This is a genomic window from Pedobacter namyangjuensis, assembly GCF_003313325.1.
Lineage (GTDB): Bacteria > Bacteroidota > Bacteroidia > Sphingobacteriales > Sphingobacteriaceae > Pedobacter > Pedobacter namyangjuensis.
In genome coordinates, this window is the sequence record NZ_QMHQ01000001.1 from 705,274 (window position 1) to 730,627 (window position 25,354).

Below are 25,354 nucleotides of genomic sequence, written 5' to 3' on the forward strand. Positions count from 1 at the left end.
GGGCCGAAGTGGTTTCATTGTAGCATCAGGCATCTCGACTCTCGGGAATAGTTTTTGGTTTTTTTTAACATTAAATATACTCCAAACGAACTTTAAAACTTGTTATTCTGAAGCTTTATCATTATCATTAAGAAAAATTAACACTCTTCATCATGAAAAAAATTCTCTCTTGCTATGCTTCTGCTTTTCGTCAATTCTTGTAAAAAGGAGCTTTACGTTAAGGAAGAAATCGATCCTGCTCAAAGAGCAAAAATTAGCGAATATCTGAAATCACCAAAAATTCAGACCATTTCCTTTAACGGCTTTAGCAAAAACGTAAATATGGCATCCTTGGGTAATCTTAAAGAAGTGATGCTTAATTCCGAAAATGTTTCGAAAGGTAAGTTAATGGCTGTTGGACAAAATGCGAGCACAAAACCCAGATATAAGGTTAATATAGACGCTTATTCTCGCTATTATATCAAAATGGGTTATTATGGCTATCCAATAGATAAAATAGAAAGCGTTGCTCAACCCCAACCTACATTAGCTCAGCAACACCATGAGTTCATGGCTATGAATATAGAAATAATAAAAAATGGTTTAAAAAGTTTCTCGTTGGCTAACAACTCAAATCACAGCAATTTTAATGCAGACAGGTTTGAAGCTCTTGCATATCAACGACTGGAACTCACCTCTTATTTACCTCAATACCGTTTGTAAGGATGCTAACGGGAACGTAATCATGGTGAATACTCCGGTGGAAACTACCCATTATCGCAGGTACATAACAACAAGGCGGGCGATTTGATGGTTAATAGCAATATTCCTTGCAATCAAAATTATGAAAAAAAATTTACTTATAGTTTTAGCTTTGTTATTACTATCAAAACTAAATGCGCAGGAACAAAAAGCAGATACAATTTACATTAGAACAAATATTGAAAATGTAGGCAGTAAATTTCATTCAACGTTTGAAAATCAATACAACATTAACTTTTTTTTTAACGTTAATTGGGAACTTCATGGCTTCAAACGAGATGCAATTTCTTTCATTTACCAATCTCCAAAAAAGAGTGGGACAAATGAATGGTCTATTTTTATTAAAGATGATAAAGAATTTTTGCTTTACAGGAATTATTATACGCTAGAGCAGTTTACAATGAGATTAAAGAATCCAGAATTCTTCCAATTAATTTTTCTCAATAAGGTTCAGATTATTATGCTTTACGGAGCTAAGTGCTCAACTAAGGTTGAGTTGTATCCTGTAAAAGTAAGTACCGATCTTTCTAGTGAGGGATAGCTATTATATCAAGCATAGTTAAATTAAGTTAGACGATAAAATCATGAAAAACAATCTGTTATAGATTTTGGCATAGCGCATCTCAAATTTAAAGATATCGGCGAAAACCATTTATTCGAATACGACTGTTAGTGGATACACAGGTACAAAATGTCCGTAGTATATTTTATTTGTGTCAGCGGTTTAAGGCAGTAGTAAGGTCGGCGCTTATCAGTTTGGGCTTTTTTCTCTCGTAAATTTACGCAGAAAAGGAGCGCAAATTTTTTGGATCAGCGTGTGTCAGCGGTTTAAGTCAGTAGTAAGGTCGGCGCTTATCAGCGTAAGACATCACACGATACACTTAAACTATTAATAAAAGCGGATTTAAAATCCACCTTTGAGCATAAAAAACAGCAATGCATTTTCTTTTTATCCCAGGGAAATAATTTAATAATAATGCTTTAACCTACTGTTAATCTATACTTTGCAAATTTGTAATAGTTTAATTGTTTCAAATGACTGAATTAATCCTGATTGCCTGTTTAGTTGCACTGATAGCACTCTTTTTTAGTCCGTACGATTTAAAAGTGGATGAGGAGGAGGACTAAGTTTTTGAGATTAGATTAAAACCTATGTTTATGGATAAGAGAGAAGTTGAAATTGTTGTAATTTCTGATGTGCACCTTGGCACTTACGGATGCCATGCCAAAGAACTACTCAAATACCTAAAAAGCATAAAACCCAAAACCGTTATCCTCAACGGCGATATCATAGACATTTGGCAGTTTAGTAAACGTTATTGGCCCGAAACCCACATGAAAATCATTAGAAAACTAATGAAGTTCGTGGTAGAAGGTGTGCCGGTTTATTACCTAACGGGAAATCACGACGAGATGTTAAGGAAGTTTGCCGATATGCACATGGGCGCTTTTCATCTGCAAAATAAACTGGTTTTAGAGTTGGATGGTAAAAAGGCTTGGTTCTTTCACGGCGATATCTTCGATGTTACAATGCAACATTCTAAATGGCTGGCAAAATTAGGGGCTATCGGCTACGATAGTTTAATTTTAATAAACAGTTTCGTAAACTGGTGCTTAACTGCAGTCGGCAGACAGAAAATGAGCTTCTCTCAAAAGATAAAATCTAAGTTCAAAGACGCCGTAAAGTTTATCAATAGTTTTGAGCAAACTGCTGCAGATTTGGCCATAGAAAATGGTTATGATTATGTGGTTTGCGGACACATTCACCAATCGGAAATAAGAACCATTTCATCAGAAAACGGCAATGTTACCTATTTAAATAGTGGCGATTGGGTTGAAAGTTTAACTGCTTTGGAGTACAGCGAGAAACAATGGAAGATTTTTAAGTACGATGCCAAAGACTTTAAAACAGACGATGTAGAAGAGGGACTTTTGTCAGACAGCGAAGACTTGCACAGTAAATTGGATATTCCAACTTTGTTGCAAAAGATTAAATTAGAAATTGCCTAAAGCAGAAATAATACAGATATTAGGAGCCGATGAAGATACTTTATGCAATTCAGGGCACCGGTAATGGGCACGTTAGTAGGGCAAGAGAAATTGTTCCGTTACTGCAACAACATGGTGAACTAGATATTTTAATTTCGGGTACGCAAGCTGATGTTAAGTTAGCACAGGAAATAAAATATCAATTGCATGGCTTTAGCTTTGTTTTTGGCAAAAAAGGAGGAGTGCACCATTTTAAAACTTGGCAGAACATGAATTTGCTACGCTTTAAGAAAGACATGGGCATTGTTCCGCTTAAGGATTATAATCTCATCATTAACGATTTTGAACCTGTAACTGCTTGGGCTTGTCGCTTGCAGGGTATAGAGAGTGTTTCTTTAAGTCATCAAGCTGCTTTTAAATCTAAAAAAGTTCCACGACCAAGAACAATAGATTGGGGCAAAATTATTTTAAGCAGGTACGCACCAACCACGCACCATGTCGGTTTTCATTTCGAGCGTTACGACGATTTTATCTACACACCGGTTATAAGAAGCGAAATTAGAAACCTTAAACCCACGAATTTAGGTCATTATACCGTTTACCTACCAGCAGTTGATGATAGAAACTTAACTATACTCCTTAAACAAATTCCCCACATTAAATGGCAAGTGTTTTCTAAACATACAAAAACCGGTTATGTAGATGCAAACGTTGTGGTAGAGCCCGTTAACAACGAAAAGTTCAACATCAGCATGGCCTCTTGCGAAGGTTTGTTTACCGGTGGTGGTTTCGAAGGTCCTGCTGAAGCGCTATTTTTGGGTAAAAAGTTGTTAGTTGCACCAATGCGTTTCCAATATGAGCAACAGTGTAATGCCTATGCGCTTAAGCAACTCGGTTTGCCAGTTATTTGGGGTAGCGATAAAAATTGGTTGCCTATTGTTAAACAATTTGTAGCTACTCCTCAGCAGCATCAATTCCATTTTCCTGATGAAACCGCTGCAATAATTGATAAAGTTGTAAAGACATTTGCCAGATAAATTTCTTTACTTTGCCCTTAGCAAAAGGCATGATCAATCAATTTCGAAGTTTAAATCCTGTTAATATATTGATATTGGTGGCTTACACCATCTTTATGCGCTTGGCTATCATTTTTAATATGCCGGCAGAACTCAACTTTGAGTTTTTAGAGCCTTATGCTAGGTTTTTTATTCCTGTTCCGGATGGTGGAAGTTTGTTTTCGCCGAGTGCCAGTTTATTTTTTGCAACCTTAATTATTTTCGCACAGGCGATGATTTTTAATCGCGTAGTTAACAACCACGGGCTTTTGGCCAAACCAACCTATCTGCCTGCGCTCCTTTATATCACTGGCGCAAGTTTGTTTACACAGTTCTTTTTCCTTTGTCCTCCTTTAATCTGCAATTTCCTGCTTATCTGGATTATGGATAAATTCCTTAAGATAGGCAAGAGCCAAAATGCAATGATGACCATGTTCGATGTCGGAATGATTATCGCCATTGGCAGCTTAATCTATTTCCCGTTTATCGTTTTATTGTTAATGCTGTGGCTAAGTTTATTGCTGTACCGTGGTTTTAATTGGAGAGAATGGATTGCCGGTATAATCGGTTTTTTAACTATCTTTTTCTTTCTAGCCGTTTTTTATTATTGGAATGATAATCTAAATCAATTTTATAAGATTTGGAGCCCCTTAACGAATAAATTCCCGTCGGTTTTGCAAATTAAATACGATGATTATTTGGTGCTGGTACCAACAGCAGTTATCATGGTGTTAGCGGCATTTCAGCTCCGCGACAATTTTTTTAGAAGTTTTGTTAGCACCAGAAAGGCGTTTCAAATGCTCTTTTTCATGTTTGTGCTAACCATTATCAGCGTATATACCAAACCTGGTTTTAGGGTTTATCATTTTTTACTAAGCGTGCCACCTGGTGCGGTAATGTTGGCATACTATTTCTCAAACGCAAAAAAGCGCTGGTTTTACGAGTCGCTATTCGTTTTGTTTGCACTTTCAATACAGTACTTTCTATTTGTTTAACCTTTTTTAACAATATTTGGGCTTAAAACTTGGCAAAGATTAATAGCTTTGTGCCGTAAAGTGCGGATTGGTGTTTTATAGCCATACTTTATTTGTTAATGCATAATCTGGTAATAGATATAGGGAATACAAACAGCAAATTGGCTGTGTTTAACCAAAAAGAATTGGTTTTATATCAGCGACTCGAAAGTTTAGACCATGTTTTTTTAGCAAGTTTAATTGAGCAGTATAATATAAAAAATGCCACCGTATCTAGCGTTAATGCCGCTACTGAAGATTTGAGCATTTTTTTAAAAAAGCTGGTCAACTACATTCCATTTACCACCGCAGTTACAGCAGGAATTATAAACAATTATCGTTCTTTAGCAACTTTGGGTTTAGATAGATGGGCAAAAGTTATAGCTGCGCATAAATTGTTTAATGGAAAAAATACCATGATGATTGATGCGGGCACTTGCATAACCTATGATGTGCTGAACAGCAAAAGTGAATATTTTGGAGGTAGCATTAGTTTAGGAATTAATATGCGTTTTAAGGCGCTTAACAATTACACAGAGCGATTGCCTTTAATTAATTGGCCCAACGAGGATGTTGAAATCCCTTTGGGTAATGATACCACAAATGCTATTAAAAGCGGCGTTTTAAATGGTGTTTTAAACGAAGTGGAAGGTTTTATTGCCACCGAAAGCAAGAAAAACTCCAATCTACAGATAATAATAACGGGCGGCGATGCAGATTTTTTGAACAAACAATTAAAAAACAGCATCTTTGCATCCCAAATTATACAAGAGCCATATTTGGTTTTAAAAGGATTAAATGAAGTTATTACATTATAATATGTACAATAAATTAAAATACGCGTTTGCAACTTGCCTAGTTTTAACAAGCGTTTTTGCAAATGCTCAAGTTACCCTACAATCTCCTTACTCTAAATTTGGCGTTGGTAATGTTAAAGGTTCTATATTGCCTCAATTTAGAGCAATGGGCGGTATTTCTACCGGTGTTTACAGGGCAGGTGCATTTAATAATATCAATATGCAAAATCCGGCTACTTACGCTGGTTTTAACAGAAATACTGCGGTTTTAGATATTGGCATGAGCGGCGGTTTTACCGAACTTAAAACTGGTGCACAGACAGAAAACAGCTTTAACGCAGCACTTAGTCATGTTGCAATGGGTTTTAACTTAACGCCAAAATCAGGTATTAGCTTTGGTATAATGCCTTATTCAGATTTGGGTTACGATTTTAAAAATACGGTTCAAATTGGAACTAATGCATCGAATACTAAAACAGTAGATTATAAATATGTAGGCGAGGGAGGTTTAACAAAGGCTTACATTGGCTACGGAAGGCAGTTTGGCGACCATTTTAGAATTGGTGCTAACGTAGAGTATTTGTTCGGTAACCTTTCAGATAGCCGATCTACAGAGTATGTAAACGAGCCAGGTTCTCTAAATACCCGTATTCAAGATAAAAACAGTATAGGTGGTGTTGCCTTTTCTTATGGTGCGCAGTATGATATTAGATTAGATAATAAAACTAATTTAAACTTTGGTTACTCAGGATCTTCTTCATCTAAAATCAATTCTAAAACAAGTAAAATCGTTACCTACTATTTAAAAGATGCACAAGGTAATGAGAATGCCCCAATAGATAGTTTGTTGGCAGATGAAAACGCTACAACTAAAATGAAGCTGCCTTTAGTGCACAATTTCGGTTTTACCATCACAAGAACTAACAAATGGATGATTGGTGGCGATTACCGCATGGGTAAATGGTCTGAGCTAAGCATCGGGAATGTTAACCAAGGTTTGCAAGATACTTGGGGAGCATCATTCGGTGGTCAGTTTACGCCAGATATTACTGCAATTAACGGATACTTTAAACGTGTAGATTACCGTTTAGGTTTCGCGTATGATAAAACCTATATCCAAATGAATAACCAAGACATTAAACAAATGTCGGTTACAGCAGGTTTGGGTCTGCCTTTGTCTTCTCTGTCTAGAGGTACCTTTTACAAAATGAATGTTTCTGCAGAGTTGGGTAAAAGAGGAACGACCAATAACGGTTTATTACAAGAAAAATTCATAAACCTGCATTTAGGTTTTACACTTAATGATGGTTCTTGGTTCCATAGATTTAAATTCGATTAATGAAAACATCCATCGCCAAGCTTATTTGCCTTTTGGCATTTGCGCAGTTGTTTCTTTTAACTTCTTGTGGCGATGATGATTTAAAAAATGCGGCTACCATATCCGCAAAACAAATTACCCTAAGCAAGGATAGGTCTTATGGCGTCGATATAATTTACAGCGATTCGGCTAAAGTAAAAGCTAAAGGTTATGCGCCAATTTTAGACAAAGTTACGCCCTCTGTTGGCGCAATTTATAATGAAATGCCCAAAGGCGTTAAAATTGAGTTTTTTGATGATTTTATGAAAATAAAAGGCACCATTACCTCAGATTATGCCATCAATAAACTTGGCGAAAAGGTTACCATCTTCAGAAAACATGTAGTTGTAGTTAGCGATAACATGACCTTTACAACGGAAGAATTAATTTGGGACGAGAACAAGAAATTGTACACTTCTCCTTACGGTACGGTTACCGGTAAAGATGGGCAGAAAATGACTGGTACCAAGTTTACTGCGCCGCAGGATTTTAGTACCTACGAAATTATTCAGGGCTCTGGGCAAACCACAATCGAAGGCGATCTAACGCAATAAAACCGCAATTTTCAGCATACTATCTGCCTAATTTTCAGTAGCAATAAGAAAAAACATTTATTGTTTTCTTATTAGATGCAAATTTGTATCTTGCGCCCTCTTAAAAAAAAGTAAAAATAAGAATAATATGGGAGTAATGACATTCATGCGTACCAAAATGGGGTACTTCTTAGTTGGAGGTATCGCTGTGGTATTAGCGTTATTTGTTTTAGAACCGCTGTTGCAGCAAGGGCCGGCAATTTTTGGCAGCTCTAGAAACACTGTAGGCTCTATAGATGGAGAAGAAGTTAAGTACGAAGAATTTAACCAAAAAGTAGAACAAAGTGTTGCACAATTTAAGCAACAGTATGGTGGCGAGATTAACGATCAGATGAAAGCTATGGCAATTGACCAGGCTTGGCAAGCAGAAGTTGCGGGTGTACTTTTAAATAAAGAATACGAGCGCTTAGGTTTAATCGTTTCTGGTGATGAGTTATTTGACCTTTTGCAAGGTAAAAACCCAAGTCCGTTAATTATGCAATATTTTGGTAACCAACAAACTGGTCAGATTGATCGTGCTGCGGTTATCAATTCTTTAAAACAGCAGTCTAAAAACCCAGACCTTAAAAAGCAATGGGATATGTTGCAGGCCGAGGTTGAAAAACAAGCTTTGCAACAGAAATATGCGAGTTTAATCCGTAACTCAATTTATGTAACTTCTTTAGAAGCTAATGATGAGTATTCAAACCGTAACAAGTTGGCTAACTTTAAATATGTAAATTTAGATTATAGCTCAATCCTAGATAAAGATGTAAAAATCACCGACGGCGATTATCAAGCTTACTATGATGCGAACAAAAAACGTTTCGATAACCCTACTGAAACCAGAACGATCGAATATGTTAATTTTAGCATTAAGCCAACAGCAGCAGATTCTGCGGCTATTAAAGCGCAAGTAGATAAGTTGGCAGCAGATTTTAGAACTACGCCAAACGATTCGTTATTTGCAGCTACTAATTCTGATGTTAAAGTTCCTTTTGTATATCTTTCTAAAGGAAAATTAGATCCGGCAGTTGATTCGGTAATCTTTAATTATCCTGCAGGTAGTTTCTACGGACCAGCTTTATCTGGCAACTCTTATAAATTAATTAAAGTAGTAGCTAGCCGTTTCTCTCCAGATTCAGTTAAAGCTAGCCACGTGTTAATTGATCCTTCTAAAATTGGTGGTGATGTTGCTGCTAACAAATTAGCAGATTCACTAAAAACATTATTGCAAGGTGGTGCTAGCATGGCAGAACTTGCAGCAAAATACAGTGTTGATGGCTCGAAAGATAGCGGTGGCGATGTTGGTACATTTGCTCGCGGTGCTATGGTTCCAGAATTTGAAAACGCTGCATTTGACGGAAAAACCGGCGACATTAAAGTTGTTAAATCTCAATTTGGTATCCATGTTTTAAAAATCGAAAAACAAGTAGGAAATGCTAAAGTTGCTAAACTTGCTTATATCGAGAAATCACTTGCGCCAAGTTCAAAAACCAGAGATGTCGCTTACAAAAAAGCTTCAGCTTTCTTGAACGAAGTTAAAGGAGATAATTTTAACAGTTTAGCACAGAAAAATGGTTACACTGTTGGCGTAGCCGATAGGGTAGTAGCTACACAAGGTTATGCAGCAGGTTTAGATAATCCTCGCGAATTAATCAAGGAAGCTTATGCTGCTGATAAAGGCGAGGTATTGCCTCAGGTTTATACAATGGATAATGGATTTGTAGTGGCTCGTTTAACCGATGTTAAGCCTAAAGGCCAATTGTCTTTAGAAGATGTTAAAAAACAAATTCAACCAATGGTGATGAATGCGGTTAAAGCTAAAACCTTAACTGAAAAATTCAATAAAGCTTTAGCGGGTTCTGCTAACATTGAAGCGGTTGCTCAAAAAGTTGGTAAAGCTGCTGCTCCAGTTCAAAATATGGTTTTCGCTAATCCAATTATCCCTGGTTTAGCACAAGAAAACAAAGTTGTAGGTACTGTATTCGGTTCTGCAGTAGGTAAACTATCTAAACCAATTGAAGGCGATAAAGGTGTTTACGTAGTAGTAGCAGAAGGATTTACTAATCCAGCTCCACTAGGCAATACTTTCAAACAAAAAGAAACAATGATGTTAGGCATAACACAACGTTCGTTGGGTGCAGCTTTCCAAGCATTGCAAGATAAAAGCGAAATCAAAGATAATAGAGTTAAATTCTATTAAGCTTTAATTGCTAATCAAATTAAGGGCAATGGTTTTTTACCATTGCCTTTTTTTTTGGAAAGAGATTTGAATTGAATTCGAGATAAAAATTTTCAGTGTTAGAATTACGCAAGCAAAGATGTACCTCAAGCAAAATTATCGTTAGCGCTATTTGTTTAGCCAACGTAAAAAACCAAGCTTCACTAGCCATCAAATGCAGCTAATGTTTTTAAGCCATAATATTTATGTAATTTTGCATTAACCTTGTTAATGAGGTTTTTGATCAATAACTATGGAAATCCAAGAAAATATCGTTAATAAAGTAGCAAACAGCGGTTTAATTACTTTAAATCTAGAAGAATATTTCCACAAAGGAGAACGTGTGGTGTATGATATAAAAGACAATTTATTTCATGGTTTAATGTTAAAGGAGCAAGATTTTAGGGCCTTTATTAAAGAACATGATTGGTCGCAATACACGGATAAAAACATAGCAATCACTTGCAGTACCAATGCAATAGTGCCAACTTGGGCCTATATGCTATTGGCTAATAAAATGAAGCCTTTTGCCAACGAAGTAGTATTTGGTAGTTTAGAAACTTTAGAAGCGGTACTTTACACTAAAGCTTTGGCTAAAATTGATGTTAATCAGTATGCCGATGAACGTGTGGTAATAAAAGGCTGTGCAGATTTGGAAGTGCCTGTTAACGCTTTTGTAGAAATAACTTCGCTTTTAACACCAGTGGCTAAAAGTATCATGTACGGCGAACCTTGTTCTACCGTTCCGATTTACAAAAAGAAGGCCTAATTTTTTTGGATTGCTTTTTGTTTACCACAAAATATGAAGAAACTAATCTTAACAATTGCGTTAGGGCTTTTTAGCTTAGCCGGATTTTCTCAGGAATTGCCCTTAAAAAAAGATCCCATCTTTAAAGAGGGCGAGGTGTTAAGCTATAAATTAAAGTACGGTTTTATTACTGCTGCCGAGGCTACTATTAAAGTGCTACCGTCTGATATGAAGTTTGATGATAAGCCAACTTATCGTTTGTCTGTTGATGCTCGTACATCTGGTACTTTTGATGTCTTTTATAAAATTCGCGATCATTATGATTCTTACATAGACAAAACAAACCTAACGCCCTATTTCTATCAGGAAAATATTCGCGAAGCGAGTTACAGACGTACCGATAAGGCAAGGTTCCATCAAGAGGCGAAAAAAGTGGTAGCCAATAAAGGCACTTTTACCACACCAACCACACAAACATTTGATTTAGTATCTGCCTATTATTTTGCAAGAAGTTTAGATATTTCAAAGCTAAAAATTGGCGATGAATTTAAATTGAATTATTTCTTGAGCGATGAAATCTCACAGTTGCAGATCGAGTACGTTGGTAAAGAAACCATTAAAACCAAGTTGGGTAACATCCGCTGTTTAAAGTTTAGCCCTTCCATAAAACCAGGACGTATTTTTAAGAAGGATAGTAAGTTGTATCTTTGGATCACCGATGATGGTAATCGCGTGCCGGTAAAAGCTCAGGTAGAGATTTTAGTAGGGGCCGTAACTATGGAAATTAAATCGGCCGAAGGTTTAAGATATCCGATAGGAAAATAAAATTGAGTTTATAGCTCAATAGTAAAATAAATTAAAAGAGATGATAGAAGTTGGTGGCACTTTGGTGCACGAGGAGGTGATAAGCGAGAGCTTTGTGTGTAATTTGAATAAGTGCAAGGGCATTTGCTGTGTTGAAGGTGATGCAGGTGCGCCCTTAGATGCAGAAGAAACCTTAATCCTCCAAGAAATCTATCCTAAAATAAAACACCTTTTAGCACCAAAGGGAATCATAGCTATCGAAGAACAAGGTACATCTGTTGTAGACTTGGATGGCGATTTAACTACGCCATGCGTAGATGGTAACAAAGAATGTGCTTATGTAACTTTTGAAGGTGGCATTACCAAATGTGCTATAGAAAAAGCTTACGAACAAGGCTTGGTAGATTGGAAAAAACCAATTTCTTGCCATCTTTACCCAATACGTATTACAAAGTACCCAGAGTTTGATGTACTTAACTACGATAGGTGGCACATCTGCCATGATGCCTGCAGTTTTGGAAGAGAACTAAAAGTGCCGGTTTACCAATTCTTAAAAGACCCGCTTATTCGTAAATACGGTGCCGATTGGTATGCTGAATTGGAGGAATCTGTAAGATAGTGGCAAAGGGCTATTGTCTAACAACATAAAAATAAATACTTTTAGAGGAACAAATACTTATTAACTTGAAAAAAATTCTAATCACCGGCGGAGCCGGATTTATAGGCTCGCATGTGGTGCGTCGTTTTGTGAATAACTATCCTAATTACGAGATCGTAAATCTCGACAAATTAACTTACGCAGGTAATTTGGCTAATTTAACGGATTTGGAAGATAAACCTAACTATCGTTTTGTTAAGGCTGATATCGTAGACGCGAACGAGATTAACAATTTATTCAAGACAGAAAACTTTGATGCAGTAATACACTTGGCAGCCGAAAGCCATGTAGATAGATCGATAACAGATCCTACCGCTTTCGTAATTACAAATGTAATTGGTACGGTGAATTTGTTAAACGCAGCTAGAGAGTACTGGAAGGGCGATTACGATAAAAAGAGATTTTATCACGTAAGTACCGATGAAGTTTATGGTGCGCTAGGAGAAGAAGGAATGTTTACAGAAACAACTTCTTATGATCCACATAGCCCATATTCGGCTTCAAAAGCTAGTTCAGATCACTTTGTAAGAGCTTATCATGATACCTATGGCTTAGACTGTGTGATCTCTAACTGTTCTAATAACTACGGTTCTCATCATTTTCCTGAAAAGTTAATTCCTTTGGCTATTAACAACATCAAAAACAATAAACCTGTACCAGTTTATGGTAAAGGAGAGAATGTTCGCGATTGGTTATGGGTAGAAGATCATGCTAGAGCAATTGATGTAATCTTTCACAAAGCTGAAACAGGTACTACCTACAATATCGGTGGTCATAATGAATGGAAAAACATTGATCTGATTAATCTGCTTTGCAATATTATGGATGAGAAATTAGGTCGAGAGAAGGGCGAATCGGCTAAGTTGATTACTTATGTAACCGACAGGGCTGGTCACGATTTAAGATATGCAATCGACTCAACAAAATTACAGAAAGAATTGGATTGGGTGCCAAGTTTACAGTTTGAAGAAGGCTTGGCCAAAACAGTAGATTGGTATTTAACTAATGAAAAATGGTTAAACGATGTAACTTCTGGGAATTACCAATCTTATTACGAACAACAATACGCAAATAAATAATGGAGATTATACAAACCGGTTTAAAAGACTGTGTAATTATAAAGCCTAGAGTTTTTGAAGATGCTAGAGGCTACTTTTTTGAGAGTTTTAACCAGAAGAGTTTCGAAGATCAAACAGGTCTTTCGGGAAAGTTTGTACAAGATAATCAATCCTTTTCTACCTATGGTGTAATTAGAGGATTACATGCGCAAGCTGGTGAATTTGCACAAGCTAAATTGGTACGTGTACTTAAGGGCGAAGTACTGGATGTGGCGGTTGATATCCGTCCTGATTCCCCTACCTTCGGTAAACATATTTCCGTTAGGCTGAGTGCGGAAAACAGACAGCAGCTATATGTTCCTCGTGGATTTTTGCATGGTTTTTCCGTATTGTCGGAAACAGCAGAGTTCTTTTACAAATGCGATAATTTTTATCATAAAGATGCAGAAGTGGGGATTATGTATAACGATCAGGAACTTAATGTCGATTGGTTAATCCCTGCCGGAAAAGAATCCGTGTCTGATAAAGATTTAATCCTTAAAAACTTCTCTTCGCTTAAATAAATGGTTAAAACTTTAGTAATCGGCGCAGCCGGACAATTAGGGCAATGCCTAAAAACTGTAGCGGAAAGAAGAGGAATTGATAATATCATCTTCGCGGATGAAAAGCAAGGAAATATCTTAGATCCAGCTCTTTTAGAAAATTTGTTTGGTACAGAGAAACCTGCATTTGTAATTAACTGCGCAGCTTATACCGCGGTAGATAAGGCAGAAGATGAAGTAGAGCTTTGTAAAGCAATTAACGAAACAGGAGCACTAAATCTGGCTAATGCCTGTGCAAATCATGGAGCTACATTAATACATGTTTCTACTGATTTTGTATTTGAAGGTAAGGATGTAAAGTTACTTGAAGAAGCCGATATCGCTTCTCCAATTAGTGTATATGGGCAAACCAAATTAGATGGCGAGCTAGCAGTAGCAAATGTTTTAAACGAGCATTTTATAATCCGTACGAGCTGGTTGTATTCGGAATATGCCAATAACTTTGTGAAAACAATGCTTAAATTAGGTGCTGAAAGAGATGAATTAGGGGTTATTGCAGATCAGGTAGGTACACCAACCTATGCAATAGATTTAGCCAATGCTATTTTCGATATCATCGCATCAAAAAGCGAAGCTTACGGAACTTATCACTACAGCAATGAGGGAGTAACTTCTTGGTACGATTTTGCAAAGGCAATTTTTGAGATTAGCAATACTTCGGTAAAGTTGAATCCAATTCCAGGTTCGGCATATCCAACTAAAGCAAGAAGACCTGCATTTTCGGTAATGGATAAAAGCAAAATTAAAACTACATTTAACTTAACCATTCCCTATTGGAGAGCAAGTCTGGTAAACTGTATTAACGCAATAAACAATTAATTTATTTAATAAAATATATAGATTATAGATTCGTCGACTTGAGTCTAAAATCTAACATTTAACATCTGAAATCTCATGAAAGGTATAATATTAGCCGGCGGTAGCGGCACCCGTTTACATCCATTAACATTGGCATGTAGCAAACAAATGATGCCGGTTTATGATAAGCCGATGATTTATTATCCACTATCTACCTTGATGTTGGCAGGGATAAGAGAGGTATTGATCATCTCTACCCCACATGATTTGCCAAATTTCGAAAAGCTTTTGGGCGATGGGAGTAACATCGGTTGTAAATTTACTTATGCTGTACAGGCAGAGCCGAATGGTTTGGCACAGGCTTTTGTAATTGGAGCGGATTTTATCGGTGATGATAAAGTAGCTTTGGTATTGGGCGATAATATCTTCCACGGTGATGGTATGGCTAAATTGCTTCAGGCAAGTTCAGATCCAGAAGGGGGAGTAGTTTTTGCCTATCAGGTAGCAGATCCAGAACGTTATGGCGTAGTAGAATTTGATCAGGACAAAAATGCAATTTCTATTGAAGAAAAGCCAGCTAGCCCTAAGTCTGATTATGCAGTACCAGGTTTATATTTTTATGATAATTCAGTAGTTGAAATTGCTAAAAACATAAAACCTTCGCCACGTGGCGAATATGAAATTACCGATGTTAACAAGGTTTATTTAGAACAAGGTAAACTTAAAGTAGGTGTTTTAAGTAGAGGCACAGCTTGGTTAGATACCGGAACTTTTGCTTCTTTAATGCAAGCTGGTCAGTTTGTGCAGATCATCGAAGAACGTCAAGGTCTTAAAATCGGATGTATCGAGGAAATTGCCTACCGAATGGGCTTTATAAATGCCGAACAATTAAAAGCGATTGCAACTCCACTGGTTAAGAGTGGTTATGGCGAATATTTATTGAGGTTGTTGAAATAGTAATTCTATCGTACAAGAAGTTAAAAGGATCAATCATTTTCGGTTGATCTTTCTTTTTGCTCCCTGCCTTAAAAGACAGGGCAGTGAATGAATTCCTTAACCGTCATTTCGAACCGCAGGGAGAAGTCTCTTTGTTTATTGCACTGACAATCTATACCAACTCCGTTGTTGCTGAGATAATGCGTAGGTAAGAGTGGTGGGGTGATGCAATCTCTGATGGGTTATCGTGTTCCCGACTTTAGAAGTATCCACACAACGTTTCGTCATGAGCTGCTTCCCGAACTGAATTCGGAACAAGTGAATGGGCATCGTAATGCGACTGGACAATTGTTTAACCCTTCGCTCTTTCTCGCCTCGGTTCACCGCCACCGTTGGCTCTTTCTTTTCTCTTGATAGAAAAGAAACAAAAGATCAAGGCTTGCATCATCCCCTTGCGTAAAGTCAACAACAGCTTTAACGCGTAAGAAAAAGACGTTACCCTACTTTTTCCCCGCACAAACGTTGCTTTCTTACTTGATGATGCAAACCCGATCGGTACAGCAAAGCCTTTTGTTGCTTTCTGCTTCGGTGATATGCTAGGCCGTCCCCGTACTATCAATGCTTTTACGCAATGCGCCAAAAAGCGCCTGTGGTATTAATCTGTTTATATTGTTTTCATGGGTATTAATGAGTTCACTAAGGCTCGGTTTTGGGTACTTTTGCTTCAAGGCAAAAGTATCTTGCCTCGCGGAAAAGAGCGGAGAAAACATCCTTTTTCCATTCGCTCCTCCTTGCCTCAACTCACCGCCGTTGAAGGGCTCTTTCTTTTGGCTTGAACCAAAAGAAACAAAAGTTCAAGGCTGACGTCTCCTAACTGCGGATCATACGTGAATTGTTTTTAACCACAAAATGAGCCGGTACGGTCGAAAAGACCTGCACTTCTCCATTTTGCTGATTACGCTAGAGAGAAAAAGTTTTTGAAACAATTAACTACGCTCCTTGCCGGGTTACGAAGGCCGTCCTTGCGTAATGGCAATGCAACTGCTATTTGCACTGCAATAGGAGCGCAGGCCAGTTCCTCAACATCATGCTATGTCCCCTCCAATAAATCGGAGCAAGCTCTTCGGAGGGGTAAGGGGGGAGGAATATGATATAGCTCTTCATTAAAAGACAGTTGATAAACGTATTCATCAGCATCACATAATTGCCTTTATACACAAAACCAAAAAACAAGTATCTTTATCGCATTAAAACATAAAATGGATAAAACCTATAAAATTGCAGTTATCGGCTTAGGTTATGTGGGCTTGCCACTCGCTATTGCTTTTGCGAAAAAATATAAAGTTGTAGGATTCGATATAAATAGTAATCGAATTGCAGAGCTTACAGCTGGAACCGATAGTACGCTTGAAGCCAATTTATACGAATTATCCGCGGTAGCAAAAAATAGAGATTCGTTAAAAGGTTTAACTTTTTCTTCAACTTTAGAGGAGATTAGTCACTGCAATTTCTATATCGTTACCGTTCCTACACCTATCGACGAGCTTAAAAATCCAGACCTTAAACCATTATTGCAGGCATCAGCTATGCTGGGCAAAATATTAAAAAAAGGTGATACGGTAATTTACGAATCTACGGTTTATCCTGGTTGCACCGAAGAAGATTGCGTCCCAGTATTAGCTGAACAATCACGGTTAATTTATAACGAGGATTTTTTCTGCGGTTATTCTCCCGAACGTATCAATCCGGGCGATAAAATAAATACATTAACGAAGATAAAAAAGGTAACCTCAGGCTCAAATGCAGAAACTGCAGTTGTTGTAAATGACTTATATGCTTCGATAATTGAAGCTGGAACCCATTTAGCACCCAGTATTAAAGTTGCTGAGGCCAGCAAGGCAATTGAAAATGCACAAAGGGATGTTAACATATCCTTCGTTAACGAATTAGCCTTAATTTTTGACAAAATGGGCATTGATACAACCGATGTGTTAACCGCTGCTGCCACCAAATGGAATTTCCTCAACTATAAACCAGGCTTAGTCGGCGGTCATTGTATCGGTGTTGATCCTTATTATCTGGCACATAAATCCGAAGCCCTGGGTTACAAACCAGAGGTGATTTTGTCTGGACGACGAGTAAACGACAACATGGGGAAATTTGTTGCCCAAAAAGTGGTTAAACTGATGGTCGAAAAAGGTAAAGTAATTAAAAATGCTAAAGTTCTGGTATTAGGTTTCGCATTTAAAGAAAATTGTCCGGATACGAGAAATACCAAGGTTATTGATATTTACAAAGAACTTAAAGAGTTTAATATAGATGTGGAGGTTTACGATCCTTGGGCCAATAAATCAAAAGTTGAGGAAGAGTACGGTATTGTTTTGGTCGATGCAATTAATACAACATCTTATGAAGCCGTGATTCTGGCCGTAGCCCATAAAGAATTTGCAAAAATTGATTTTAGTTCTTATAAACAAAATGGGGCTATCATTTTCGATACTAAATCTTTTATTAATCGTGATTTTGTTGATGCGAGGTTGTAAGCTAATTAGGTAACTAACTTTTTAAATATAAAAAACACATTTAGTACTATTACAGTACTTCATCTATACTTGATCCCTACTTGAGCTATGCTTGATCTATAGTTGAAAGGTATCGGATTATTTAAGGGTTTTTATCTCCTTCGGTTCGAAGCTAATGAATACTTAAAAGAAGTATCGATTATTCTAAAGGAACTGAATTTTTCTTCCCAAAATATTCAGCAAACCCATCGTTACGATCCATCATGCCTGTCTGCTGTGGGCAGGTGAACTGAAGCCTAGACAAGAGTGGTGGCGTGAAGCAGTTTCTTATGGATTTGTTGTCATCCCGAGTTTCGAGGGATCTGCGCAACGTTTCGTCATGTTCAGCTTCCCGAACTGAATTCGGGACAAGTGAATAGGCATCGTAATGCAACCGGACAATTGTTTAACCCATCGCTCTTTCTCTCCTCGGTTCACCGCCACCGTTGGCTCTTTCTTTTCTCTTGATAGAAAAGAAACAAAAGATCAAGGCTGGCATCATCCCCTTGCATAAAGCTAACAACAGCCTTAAGGCGTAAGAAAAAGACGTTACCCTACTTTTTCCCCGCACAAACGTTGCTTTCTTACTTGATGATGTAAACCCGATCGGTACAGCAAAGCCTTTTGTTGCTTTCTGCTTCGGCGATATGCTAGGCCGTCCCCGTAATAGCAATGTCAGTGCTTTTACGCAATGCGCCAAAGAGTGCAGGCCATAAGGAATGGCCGGCCACGCGTTGGCTTGTGGATGGAAGCATCGTTCTTTCTTTTGATATTAATCTGTTTATATTGTTTTCATTGGTATTAATGAGCTCGCTATAATGCATAGGTAAGAGCATGACGAAACGTTGATCCATAAGAGATTGCATCATGGTAATGCATCTTTCTCGCCTCGGTTCACCGCCACCGTTGGCTCTTTCTTTTGGCTTGAACCAAAAGAAACAAAAGTTCAAGGCTGACGTCTCCTAACTGCGGATCATACGTCAATTGTTTTTAACCACAAAATGAGCCGTTACGGTCGAAAAGACCTGCACTTCTCCATTTTGCTGATTACGCTAGAGAGAAATGGTTTTTGAAACAATTAACTACGCTCCTTGCCAGGATACGAAGGCCGTACTTGTGTAATGGCAATGCAACTGCTATTTGCACTGGCCAAAAAGCGCAGGTCAGAAGGAATGGTCGGCCACGAGTTGGCCTGTGGGCGGAAGCATCGTTCTTGTGGTATTAATCTGTTTATATTGTTTTGAATGGCATTAATGAGTTCACTAAGAGCTCGGTTTTTGGGTACTTTTACATCAAGGCAAAAGTATCTTTCCTCGCGGAAAAGAGCGGAGAAAACATCCTTTTTCCATTCGCTCCTCCTTGCCTCAACTCACCGCCGTTGAAAGGCTCTTTCTTTTGGCTTGAACCAAAAGAAACAAAAGTTCAAGGCTGACGTCTCCCAACTGCGGATCATACGTGAATTGTTTTTAACCACAAAATGAGCCGTTACGGTCGAAAAGACCTGCACTTCCCCATTTTGCTGATTACGCTAGAGAGAAAATGTTTTTGAAACAATTAACTACGCTCCTTGCCAGGATACGAAGGCCGTCCTTGTGTAATGGCAATGCAACTGCTTTGCACTGCAATAAGAGCGCAGGCCAGAAAGAACGGCGGGCCACGCGTTGGCTTGTGGATGGAAGCATCGTTCTTTCTTGTGATATTAATCTGTTTATATTGTTTTGAATGGCATTAATGAGTTCACTAAGAGCTCGGTTTTTGGGTACTTTTACATCAAGGCAAAATTATCTTTCCTCGCGGAAAAGAGCGGAGAAAATATCCTTTTTCCATTCGCTCCTCCTTGCCTCAACTCACCGCCGTTGAAAGGCTCTTTCTTTTGGCTTGAACCAAAAGAAACAAAAGTTCAAGGCTGCCGTCTCCTAACTGCGGATCATACGTGAATTGTTTTTAACCACAAAATGAGCCGGTACGGTCGAAAAGACCTGCACTTCTCCATTTTGCTGATTACGCTAGAGAGAAAAAGTTTTTGAAACAATTAACTACGCTCCTTGCCGGGTTACGAAGGCCGTCCTTGCGTAATGGCAATGCAACTGCTATTTGCACTGCAATAGGAGCGCAGGCCAGAAAGAACGGCGGGCCACGCGTTGGCTTGTGGTTGGAAGCATCGTTCTTTCTTGTGGTATTAATCTGTTTATATTGTTTTGAATGGCATTAATGAGTTCACTAAGAGCTCGGTTTTTGGGTACTTTTACATCAAGGCAAAATTATCTTTCCTCGCGGAAAAGAGCGGAGAAAACATCCTTTTTCCATTCGCTCCTCCTTGCCTCAACTCACTGCCGTTGAGAGGCTCTTTCTTTTGGCTTGAACCAAAAGAAACAAAAGTTCAAGGCCGACGTCTCCCAACTGCGGATCATACGTGAATTGTTTTTAACCACAAAATGAGCCGTTACGGTCGAAAAGACCTGCACTTCTCCATTTTGCTGATTACGCTAGAGAGAAAAAGTTTTTGAAACAATTAACTACGCTCCTTGCCGGGATACGAAGGCCGTCCTTGCGTAATGGCAATGCAACTGCTATTTGCACTGCAATAGGAGCGCAGGCCAGAAAGAACGGCGGGCCACGCGTTGGCTTGTGGGCGGAAGCATCGTTCTTTCTTGATGTTTTGGGTACTTTTGCATCAAGACAAAAGTATCTTGCCCCGCGGCAAAGAGCGGGTAAAATATTTTTAATCCATTGCTCAACCTTGCCTCATTTCACCGCCACCGTTGGCTCTTTCTTTTCTCTTGATAGAAAAGAAACAAAAGATCAAGGCTGGCATCATCCCCTTGCATAAAGCTAACAACAGCCTTAAGGCGTAAGAAAAAGACGTTACACTACTTTTCCCCGCACACACGTTGCTTTCTTACTTGATGATGCAAACCCGATCGGTACAGCAAAGCCTTTTGTTGCTTTCTGCTTCGGTGATATGCTAGGCCGTCCCCGTAATGTCAATGTCAGTGCTTTTACGCACAAACCATGTCCCATACTATAAAACCGGAGCAAGCTCTCTGGAGAGTTTATCCCGAAAGTCGGGAGGGGATAGGGGGAGGAAAAATTAACAGGGATGGCTACGAGCTATTACTCGGAAAACTAACTGCCTTTCCGCTGGTAACACTAACTATCAATGCGAAATTCCGATTGATTGGGAAATCTCCCAACTTTGTAAAATTATTTCTTAGCTTTGCTCATTAATCAATACCAATACATGAAAGTTGCCTTAATTACAGGAGTTACCGGACAAGATGGAGCTTATTTAGCCGAATTTTTACTAAAAAAAGGTTATTTCGTACATGGATTGAAAAGACGCTCCTCTTTATTCAATACCGATAGAATTGATCATTTATACCAAGATCAGCACGAAAATAATGTAAATTTCAAACTTCATTTTGGCGATTTAACCGATTCTACCAATCTAATACGTATCGTACAAGAAACGCAGCCCGACGAGATTTATAACCTAGCGGCAATGAGCCATGTACAGGTAAGTTTCGAAATGCCGGAATATACTGCAAATGCAGATGGCATTGGAACTTTACGTTTATTAGAAGCAGTACGTATTTTAGGCCTAGAGAAAAAAACAAGGATATACCAAGCCAGTACCTCTGAATTATATGGATTGGTACAAGCAGTGCCACAAAGTGAAACCACACCATTTTACCCTCGTTCGCCTTATGCGGTAGCAAAAATGTACGCCTATTGGATTACGGTAAACTATCGCGAAGCGTATAACATGTTTGCTTGCAATGGTATTTTATTTAACCATGAAAGCCCACTTAGGGGAGAAACTTTCGTAACAAGAAAAATTACAAGGGCGGCAAGTAAGATTGCCTTAGGTTTGCAAAACTGTTTATATTTAGGAAACCTCTCTGCACAAAGAGATTGGGGACATGCTAAGGATTATATCGAAGCCATGTGGCTCATCCTTCAACAAGAAAAAGCTGAAGATTTTGTAATTGCAACAGGAGTTACTACAACGGTTAGAGAATTTGTTAAAATGAGTTTTGCCGAACTTGGCATAGAAATTGAGTTTAGCGGCAAAGATGAGAATGAGAAGGGAGTAATAGTTGGGTTAGATGGGGAGTTATTAAGTCGTTTAGGTTTAAGTGCTGACAAATTGTTCCTAGGGACTACAGTTGTTAGGATAGATCGTAAATATTTTAGGCCAACCGAGGTAGATCTATTAATAGGCGACCCAACCAAATCTAAAACACAATTAGGCTGGGAACCGAAATACGATTTACAAGCTTTAGTTGCAGATATGATGCAAGCCGACTTATCTTTAATGAAAAAAGACGAATACCTGAAAAAAGCTAACTTTAAAACATTGAATTATTTCGAGTAGAGATTCATCATCGCGAACGGCAGCTTGGGCTGGTGTAGGAGAGAAACAATCTTTAAAGAGAAAATTAAAAGATATTAGCTAATATTATAGCAACAGAATTTGAGAGAGAGAACGAGTATAGGAGAATGACAAAAATATTTATGAAAAACCACTTACTGCAATTTTTAATATTAATACTTATCAGCTTTGCTGTACCGGTAGCGGTTATGGCACAGCAGAACTTCGCAAATGTTAAAGTGGACGAACTATCGGATGCGCAGGTGTTGAAAGTAATTAAAGACGCAGAGGCGATGGGTTTTACCAGCCCGCAACAGTTAGAGCAAATGGCACTTGCCCGTGGTATGAAAGCCGAGGAAGTACAGAAATTTAAACTACGTGCCGAGAAGCTGAAAGCTCAAGGTGGTGCTGCGCAAACAACAGACAAGCCTCTTTCTACTGGCAGGGAAATGAGCGAAACTACGCAGGGTGGAAGTTTAACTAACGAAAAAAGAACCGACGAAGAAGAAAAAGGCCCAAAGATCTTCGGATCGGAGCTTTTCAAAAATGGAAATATTACCTTCGAACCAAATCTTCGTATCGCCACGCCAAGAAATTATGTGGTTGGTCCGGATGATAAACTAATCATTGATCTTACAGGCGATAACGAGGTTAACTATAATTTAGCGGTAAGCACAGAAGGCGTAATCTCTTTACCCTATGTAGGTAGGGTAGTGGTTGGTGGTTTGACCATCGAACAAGCCAGCGCAAAAATCAGATCAGCAATGGCTAGAACCTATCCGGGATTAGCATCTGGTAGAACCAGCTTAGCAATCAACTTAGGTAATATCAGAAGTATAAAGGTTACCATTACTGGTCAGGCAACGAAAACAGGTACCTATACCCTTTCTTCTTTATCGAGTGTATATAACGCATTAAATGCTGCAGGCGGGCCGTCGGCAAATGGTTCATTCCGTAATATCCAGGTTATTAGAGGAAACCGAGTAATTGCTACTTTAGATGTTTACGACTATATTTTGCGTGGTTTACAGACGAATAACATCCGTTTACAGGATCAGGATGTAATCAATATCCCTACTTTTGATAAAAGAGTAGAAGTTACAGGTGAAGTTAAAAACCCAGCTTTTTTCGAGGTTGTTAAAGGCGAAACCTTAAGGGATGTAATTAATTTTGCATCTGGTTTTACCACAGAAGCCTATACTGCAAAAATTAAGGTTTTCCAAAATACATCCAAAGAACGTAGGATCTCCGATATAGCAGACAGCGAGTTTAATACCTATAACCCGCAGAACGGAGATAAATTTATAGTTGAAGCTATCTTAGAACGTTTCGAAAACAGGGTTGAGATTACAGGATCTGTATTTAGACCAGGGGTTTACGAATTGGAAAGAGGATTAACCCTTAAAGGTTTAATTACCAAGGCTGATGGATTAACGGAAGATGCTTTTTTAAACCGAGGTTATATCAATCGATTAAACCCAGATCAAACGGCAAGCCTAATATCCTTTGATGTGGCTAAAATATTCGCTGGTACCGAGGCTGATATCACTTTATTAAGAGAAGACAAAGTAACGATTAGTTCAATTTTTGATTTAAGGGAAGAATACACCGTAAGTATCCAAGGAGAAGTAAGGGCACCAGGTTCTTTCCAATATGCAGATAATCTAAAATTGGAAGATCTGATCCAAATGGCAGGTGGCTTTAAGGAAGGCGCAACGCCAAATCGTATAGAAGTAGCCAGACGGGTTAGAAATGCGGATCCCACTTCTAAAAAAGCGCAAACGGCTACGCTATTTACCTTAAACGTAGATCGTGATTTGAAGTTGACTACAGATACCTTCACCATTCAACCCTTTGATATTATCTCGGTTAGAAGCTCGGAAAGTTACACCGTGCAAAGACAAGTGAAATTAGAGGGAGAGGTTCTATACCCAGGTTTATATACCATCGCTAACAAAGATGAACGTATCTCAGATTTGATTAAACGTGCAGGTGGTTTAACGGCTTATGCGTATGCAGACGGTGCCTCATTAAAACGCCCAGGTGCAGAAGTAGTTAATCCAAATGATAAAAATGCGATTAATACGAAGGACGAAGATGATAAAAAACTTTTAGGACTAAAACGTGCGCAAGAAGCTGGCGTAAAAGACACCGTAGCGGTAGATATTGAACAGAAACTAATCCAAAGCGATTTAGTGGGTATCAACTTGGTGAAGATTTTAGACAAACCACAATCTAAATTTGATATTTTGGTAGAAGATGGCGACATCATCCGCGTACCTAAACAATTGCAAACAGTTAAGGTTAGCGGAGAAGTATTAAATCCGAATAGTATCGTTTACTTGCCTGCTAAAGGTTTAAAACAATACGTAAACGGAGCGGGTGGTTTTACAACTAATGCAAGAAAAGGCAATGTATATGTTATTTATCCAAATGGTTCTGCTGCTGCAGTAAGTAGCTTTTTGTTTTTTAGAAGTTATCCTAAAATAAAACCAGGTTCGGAAATTTTAGTTCCAAAAAGAGCAGATCGTGAAAAGATCTCACCTCAAGCTTGGATTGGGATAGGAACTGCTTTAGCTTCTTTAGGCGCTATAGTGGTGAGTTTGCTAAGATAGACCCTACAATTCGTCATTGCGAACTGAAGTGTTGTAATGTGTGAGAGCGTGAAGCAATCTCTTCCAAAGGAACATTACCTTTCCCTCTCTGGACGGGGGTGGGAGAGGAAGCGCTTAGGGAGGGGGAGGAAAGTAGAAATACGTCATTGCCTGCCTGCGGTATGCAGGCGAACGGAAGTATAAAGCTGGGTGGCTAAAACGAAAAGAAAATATATTTGAGGAAAGAAAAACTGGCTTATGCTGATGCTTGCCCCACCTCATCGCCGGTGGGAGGCTCTTTCTTTTCTCTTGATAGAAAAGAAACAAAAGATCAAGAAAGAACGATGCTTCCTTGCTCCTAGCCAACGCATGGCTCGCCGTTCTTTCTGGCCGGCACCTTGGGACAGTTCCAGGAGTATAAAGCATAATGAAAGACGAATAACGAACGAAAGACGAACAACGACAAACGAAC

Annotated in this window: 20 protein-coding genes; all 20 read left to right on the forward strand. The window is 38.5% G+C overall.

What is annotated here, in order from left to right; translation table 11 throughout:
- The first annotated feature begins 174 nt into the window (after positions 1-174).
- The 20 genes from DUT69_RS03205 to DUT69_RS03315 all read left to right on the forward strand — a co-directional run bounded on the left by DUT69_RS03205 (position 175) and on the right by DUT69_RS03315 (position 24,903).
- Positions 175-702, forward strand: coding sequence for a hypothetical protein (locus DUT69_RS03205; RefSeq protein WP_113651684.1), 528 nt, complete (start codon positions 175-177; stop codon positions 700-702).
- Positions 703-823: 121 nt separating this feature from the next.
- Positions 824-1,282 carry a hypothetical protein gene (locus tag DUT69_RS03210; RefSeq protein ID WP_113651685.1) on the forward strand — a complete coding sequence of 153 codons (459 nt, stop codon included), beginning with the start codon at positions 824-826 and terminating at the stop codon, positions 1,280-1,282.
- Between the two features lie 617 nt (positions 1,283-1,899).
- Positions 1,900-2,751: a UDP-2,3-diacylglucosamine diphosphatase gene (locus DUT69_RS03215; RefSeq protein WP_113651686.1), complete on the forward strand. Its 852-nt coding sequence runs from the start codon at positions 1,900-1,902 to the stop codon at positions 2,749-2,751.
- Between the two features lie 29 nt (positions 2,752-2,780).
- Complete coding sequence (locus DUT69_RS03220; RefSeq protein ID WP_113651687.1) at positions 2,781-3,767, forward strand: glycosyltransferase family protein; 987 nt, start codon at positions 2,781-2,783, stop codon at positions 3,765-3,767.
- A 29-nt stretch (positions 3,768-3,796) separates the two neighbouring features.
- On the forward strand, positions 3,797-4,780 hold the full coding sequence (locus DUT69_RS03225; RefSeq protein ID WP_113651688.1) for a DUF6427 family protein: 984 nt from the start codon (positions 3,797-3,799) through the stop codon (positions 4,778-4,780).
- Between the two features lie 98 nt (positions 4,781-4,878).
- Positions 4,879-5,616: a type III pantothenate kinase gene (locus tag DUT69_RS03230; protein WP_113651689.1), complete on the forward strand. Its 738-nt coding sequence runs from the start codon at positions 4,879-4,881 to the stop codon at positions 5,614-5,616.
- On the forward strand, positions 5,597-6,934 hold the full coding sequence (locus DUT69_RS03235) for an outer membrane protein transport protein (protein ID WP_240186647.1): 1,338 nt from the start codon (positions 5,597-5,599) through the stop codon (positions 6,932-6,934). The genes DUT69_RS03230 and DUT69_RS03235 overlap by 20 nt, the downstream gene beginning before the upstream one ends.
- The gene (locus DUT69_RS03240; RefSeq protein WP_113651690.1) at positions 6,934-7,506 is read left to right on the forward strand and encodes an LptA/OstA family protein; all 573 of its coding nucleotides are present in this window, start codon (positions 6,934-6,936) and stop codon (positions 7,504-7,506) included. The genes DUT69_RS03235 and DUT69_RS03240 overlap by 1 nt, the downstream gene beginning before the upstream one ends.
- Positions 7,507-7,633: 127 nt before the next feature.
- Complete coding sequence (locus DUT69_RS03245) at positions 7,634-9,730, forward strand: peptidylprolyl isomerase (RefSeq protein WP_113651691.1); 2,097 nt, start codon at positions 7,634-7,636, stop codon at positions 9,728-9,730.
- A 271-nt stretch (positions 9,731-10,001) separates the two neighbouring features.
- Positions 10,002-10,517, forward strand: coding sequence for a DUF2480 family protein (locus DUT69_RS03250; protein ID WP_113651692.1), 516 nt, complete (start codon positions 10,002-10,004; stop codon positions 10,515-10,517).
- Positions 10,518-10,550: 33 nt separating this feature from the next.
- Positions 10,551-11,321 carry a DUF3108 domain-containing protein gene (locus DUT69_RS03255; RefSeq protein WP_113651693.1) on the forward strand — a complete coding sequence of 257 codons (771 nt, stop codon included), beginning with the start codon at positions 10,551-10,553 and terminating at the stop codon, positions 11,319-11,321.
- A 40-nt stretch (positions 11,322-11,361) separates the two neighbouring features.
- The gene (locus DUT69_RS03260; protein ID WP_113651694.1) at positions 11,362-11,919 is read left to right on the forward strand and encodes a DUF3109 family protein; all 558 of its coding nucleotides are present in this window, start codon (positions 11,362-11,364) and stop codon (positions 11,917-11,919) included.
- Positions 11,920-11,984: 65 nt separating this feature from the next.
- The gene (gene rfbB / locus DUT69_RS03265; protein ID WP_113651695.1) at positions 11,985-13,037 is read left to right on the forward strand and encodes a dTDP-glucose 4,6-dehydratase; all 1,053 of its coding nucleotides are present in this window, start codon (positions 11,985-11,987) and stop codon (positions 13,035-13,037) included.
- A complete protein-coding gene (rfbC, locus tag DUT69_RS03270; RefSeq protein WP_113651696.1) occupies positions 13,037-13,579 on the forward strand; it encodes a dTDP-4-dehydrorhamnose 3,5-epimerase in 543 nt (180 codons plus the stop codon). Before rfbB ends, rfbC begins: the two co-directional genes overlap by 1 nt.
- Complete coding sequence (rfbD, locus tag DUT69_RS03275; protein ID WP_113651697.1) at positions 13,580-14,437, forward strand: dTDP-4-dehydrorhamnose reductase; 858 nt, start codon at positions 13,580-13,582, stop codon at positions 14,435-14,437.
- Between the two features lie 75 nt (positions 14,438-14,512).
- Positions 14,513-15,373 carry a glucose-1-phosphate thymidylyltransferase RfbA gene (gene rfbA, locus DUT69_RS03280; protein ID WP_113651698.1) on the forward strand — a complete coding sequence of 287 codons (861 nt, stop codon included), beginning with the start codon at positions 14,513-14,515 and terminating at the stop codon, positions 15,371-15,373.
- Between the two features lie 1,238 nt (positions 15,374-16,611).
- Positions 16,612-17,895: a nucleotide sugar dehydrogenase gene (locus DUT69_RS03295; protein ID WP_113651701.1), complete on the forward strand. Its 1,284-nt coding sequence runs from the start codon at positions 16,612-16,614 to the stop codon at positions 17,893-17,895.
- 2,521 nt (positions 17,896-20,416) lie between these two features.
- The gene (locus DUT69_RS03300) at positions 20,417-20,743 is read left to right on the forward strand and encodes a hypothetical protein (RefSeq protein ID WP_113651702.1); all 327 of its coding nucleotides are present in this window, start codon (positions 20,417-20,419) and stop codon (positions 20,741-20,743) included.
- A 411-nt stretch (positions 20,744-21,154) separates the two neighbouring features.
- Positions 21,155-22,291 (forward strand): GDP-mannose 4,6-dehydratase, encoded by a 1,137-nt coding sequence (gene gmd, locus DUT69_RS03310; protein WP_113651704.1) that lies wholly within the window; start codon positions 21,155-21,157, stop codon positions 22,289-22,291.
- Between the two features lie 140 nt (positions 22,292-22,431).
- Positions 22,432-24,903, forward strand: coding sequence for an SLBB domain-containing protein (locus DUT69_RS03315; RefSeq protein WP_205314203.1), 2,472 nt, complete (start codon positions 22,432-22,434; stop codon positions 24,901-24,903).
- Positions 24,904-25,354: the final 451 nt, after the last annotated feature.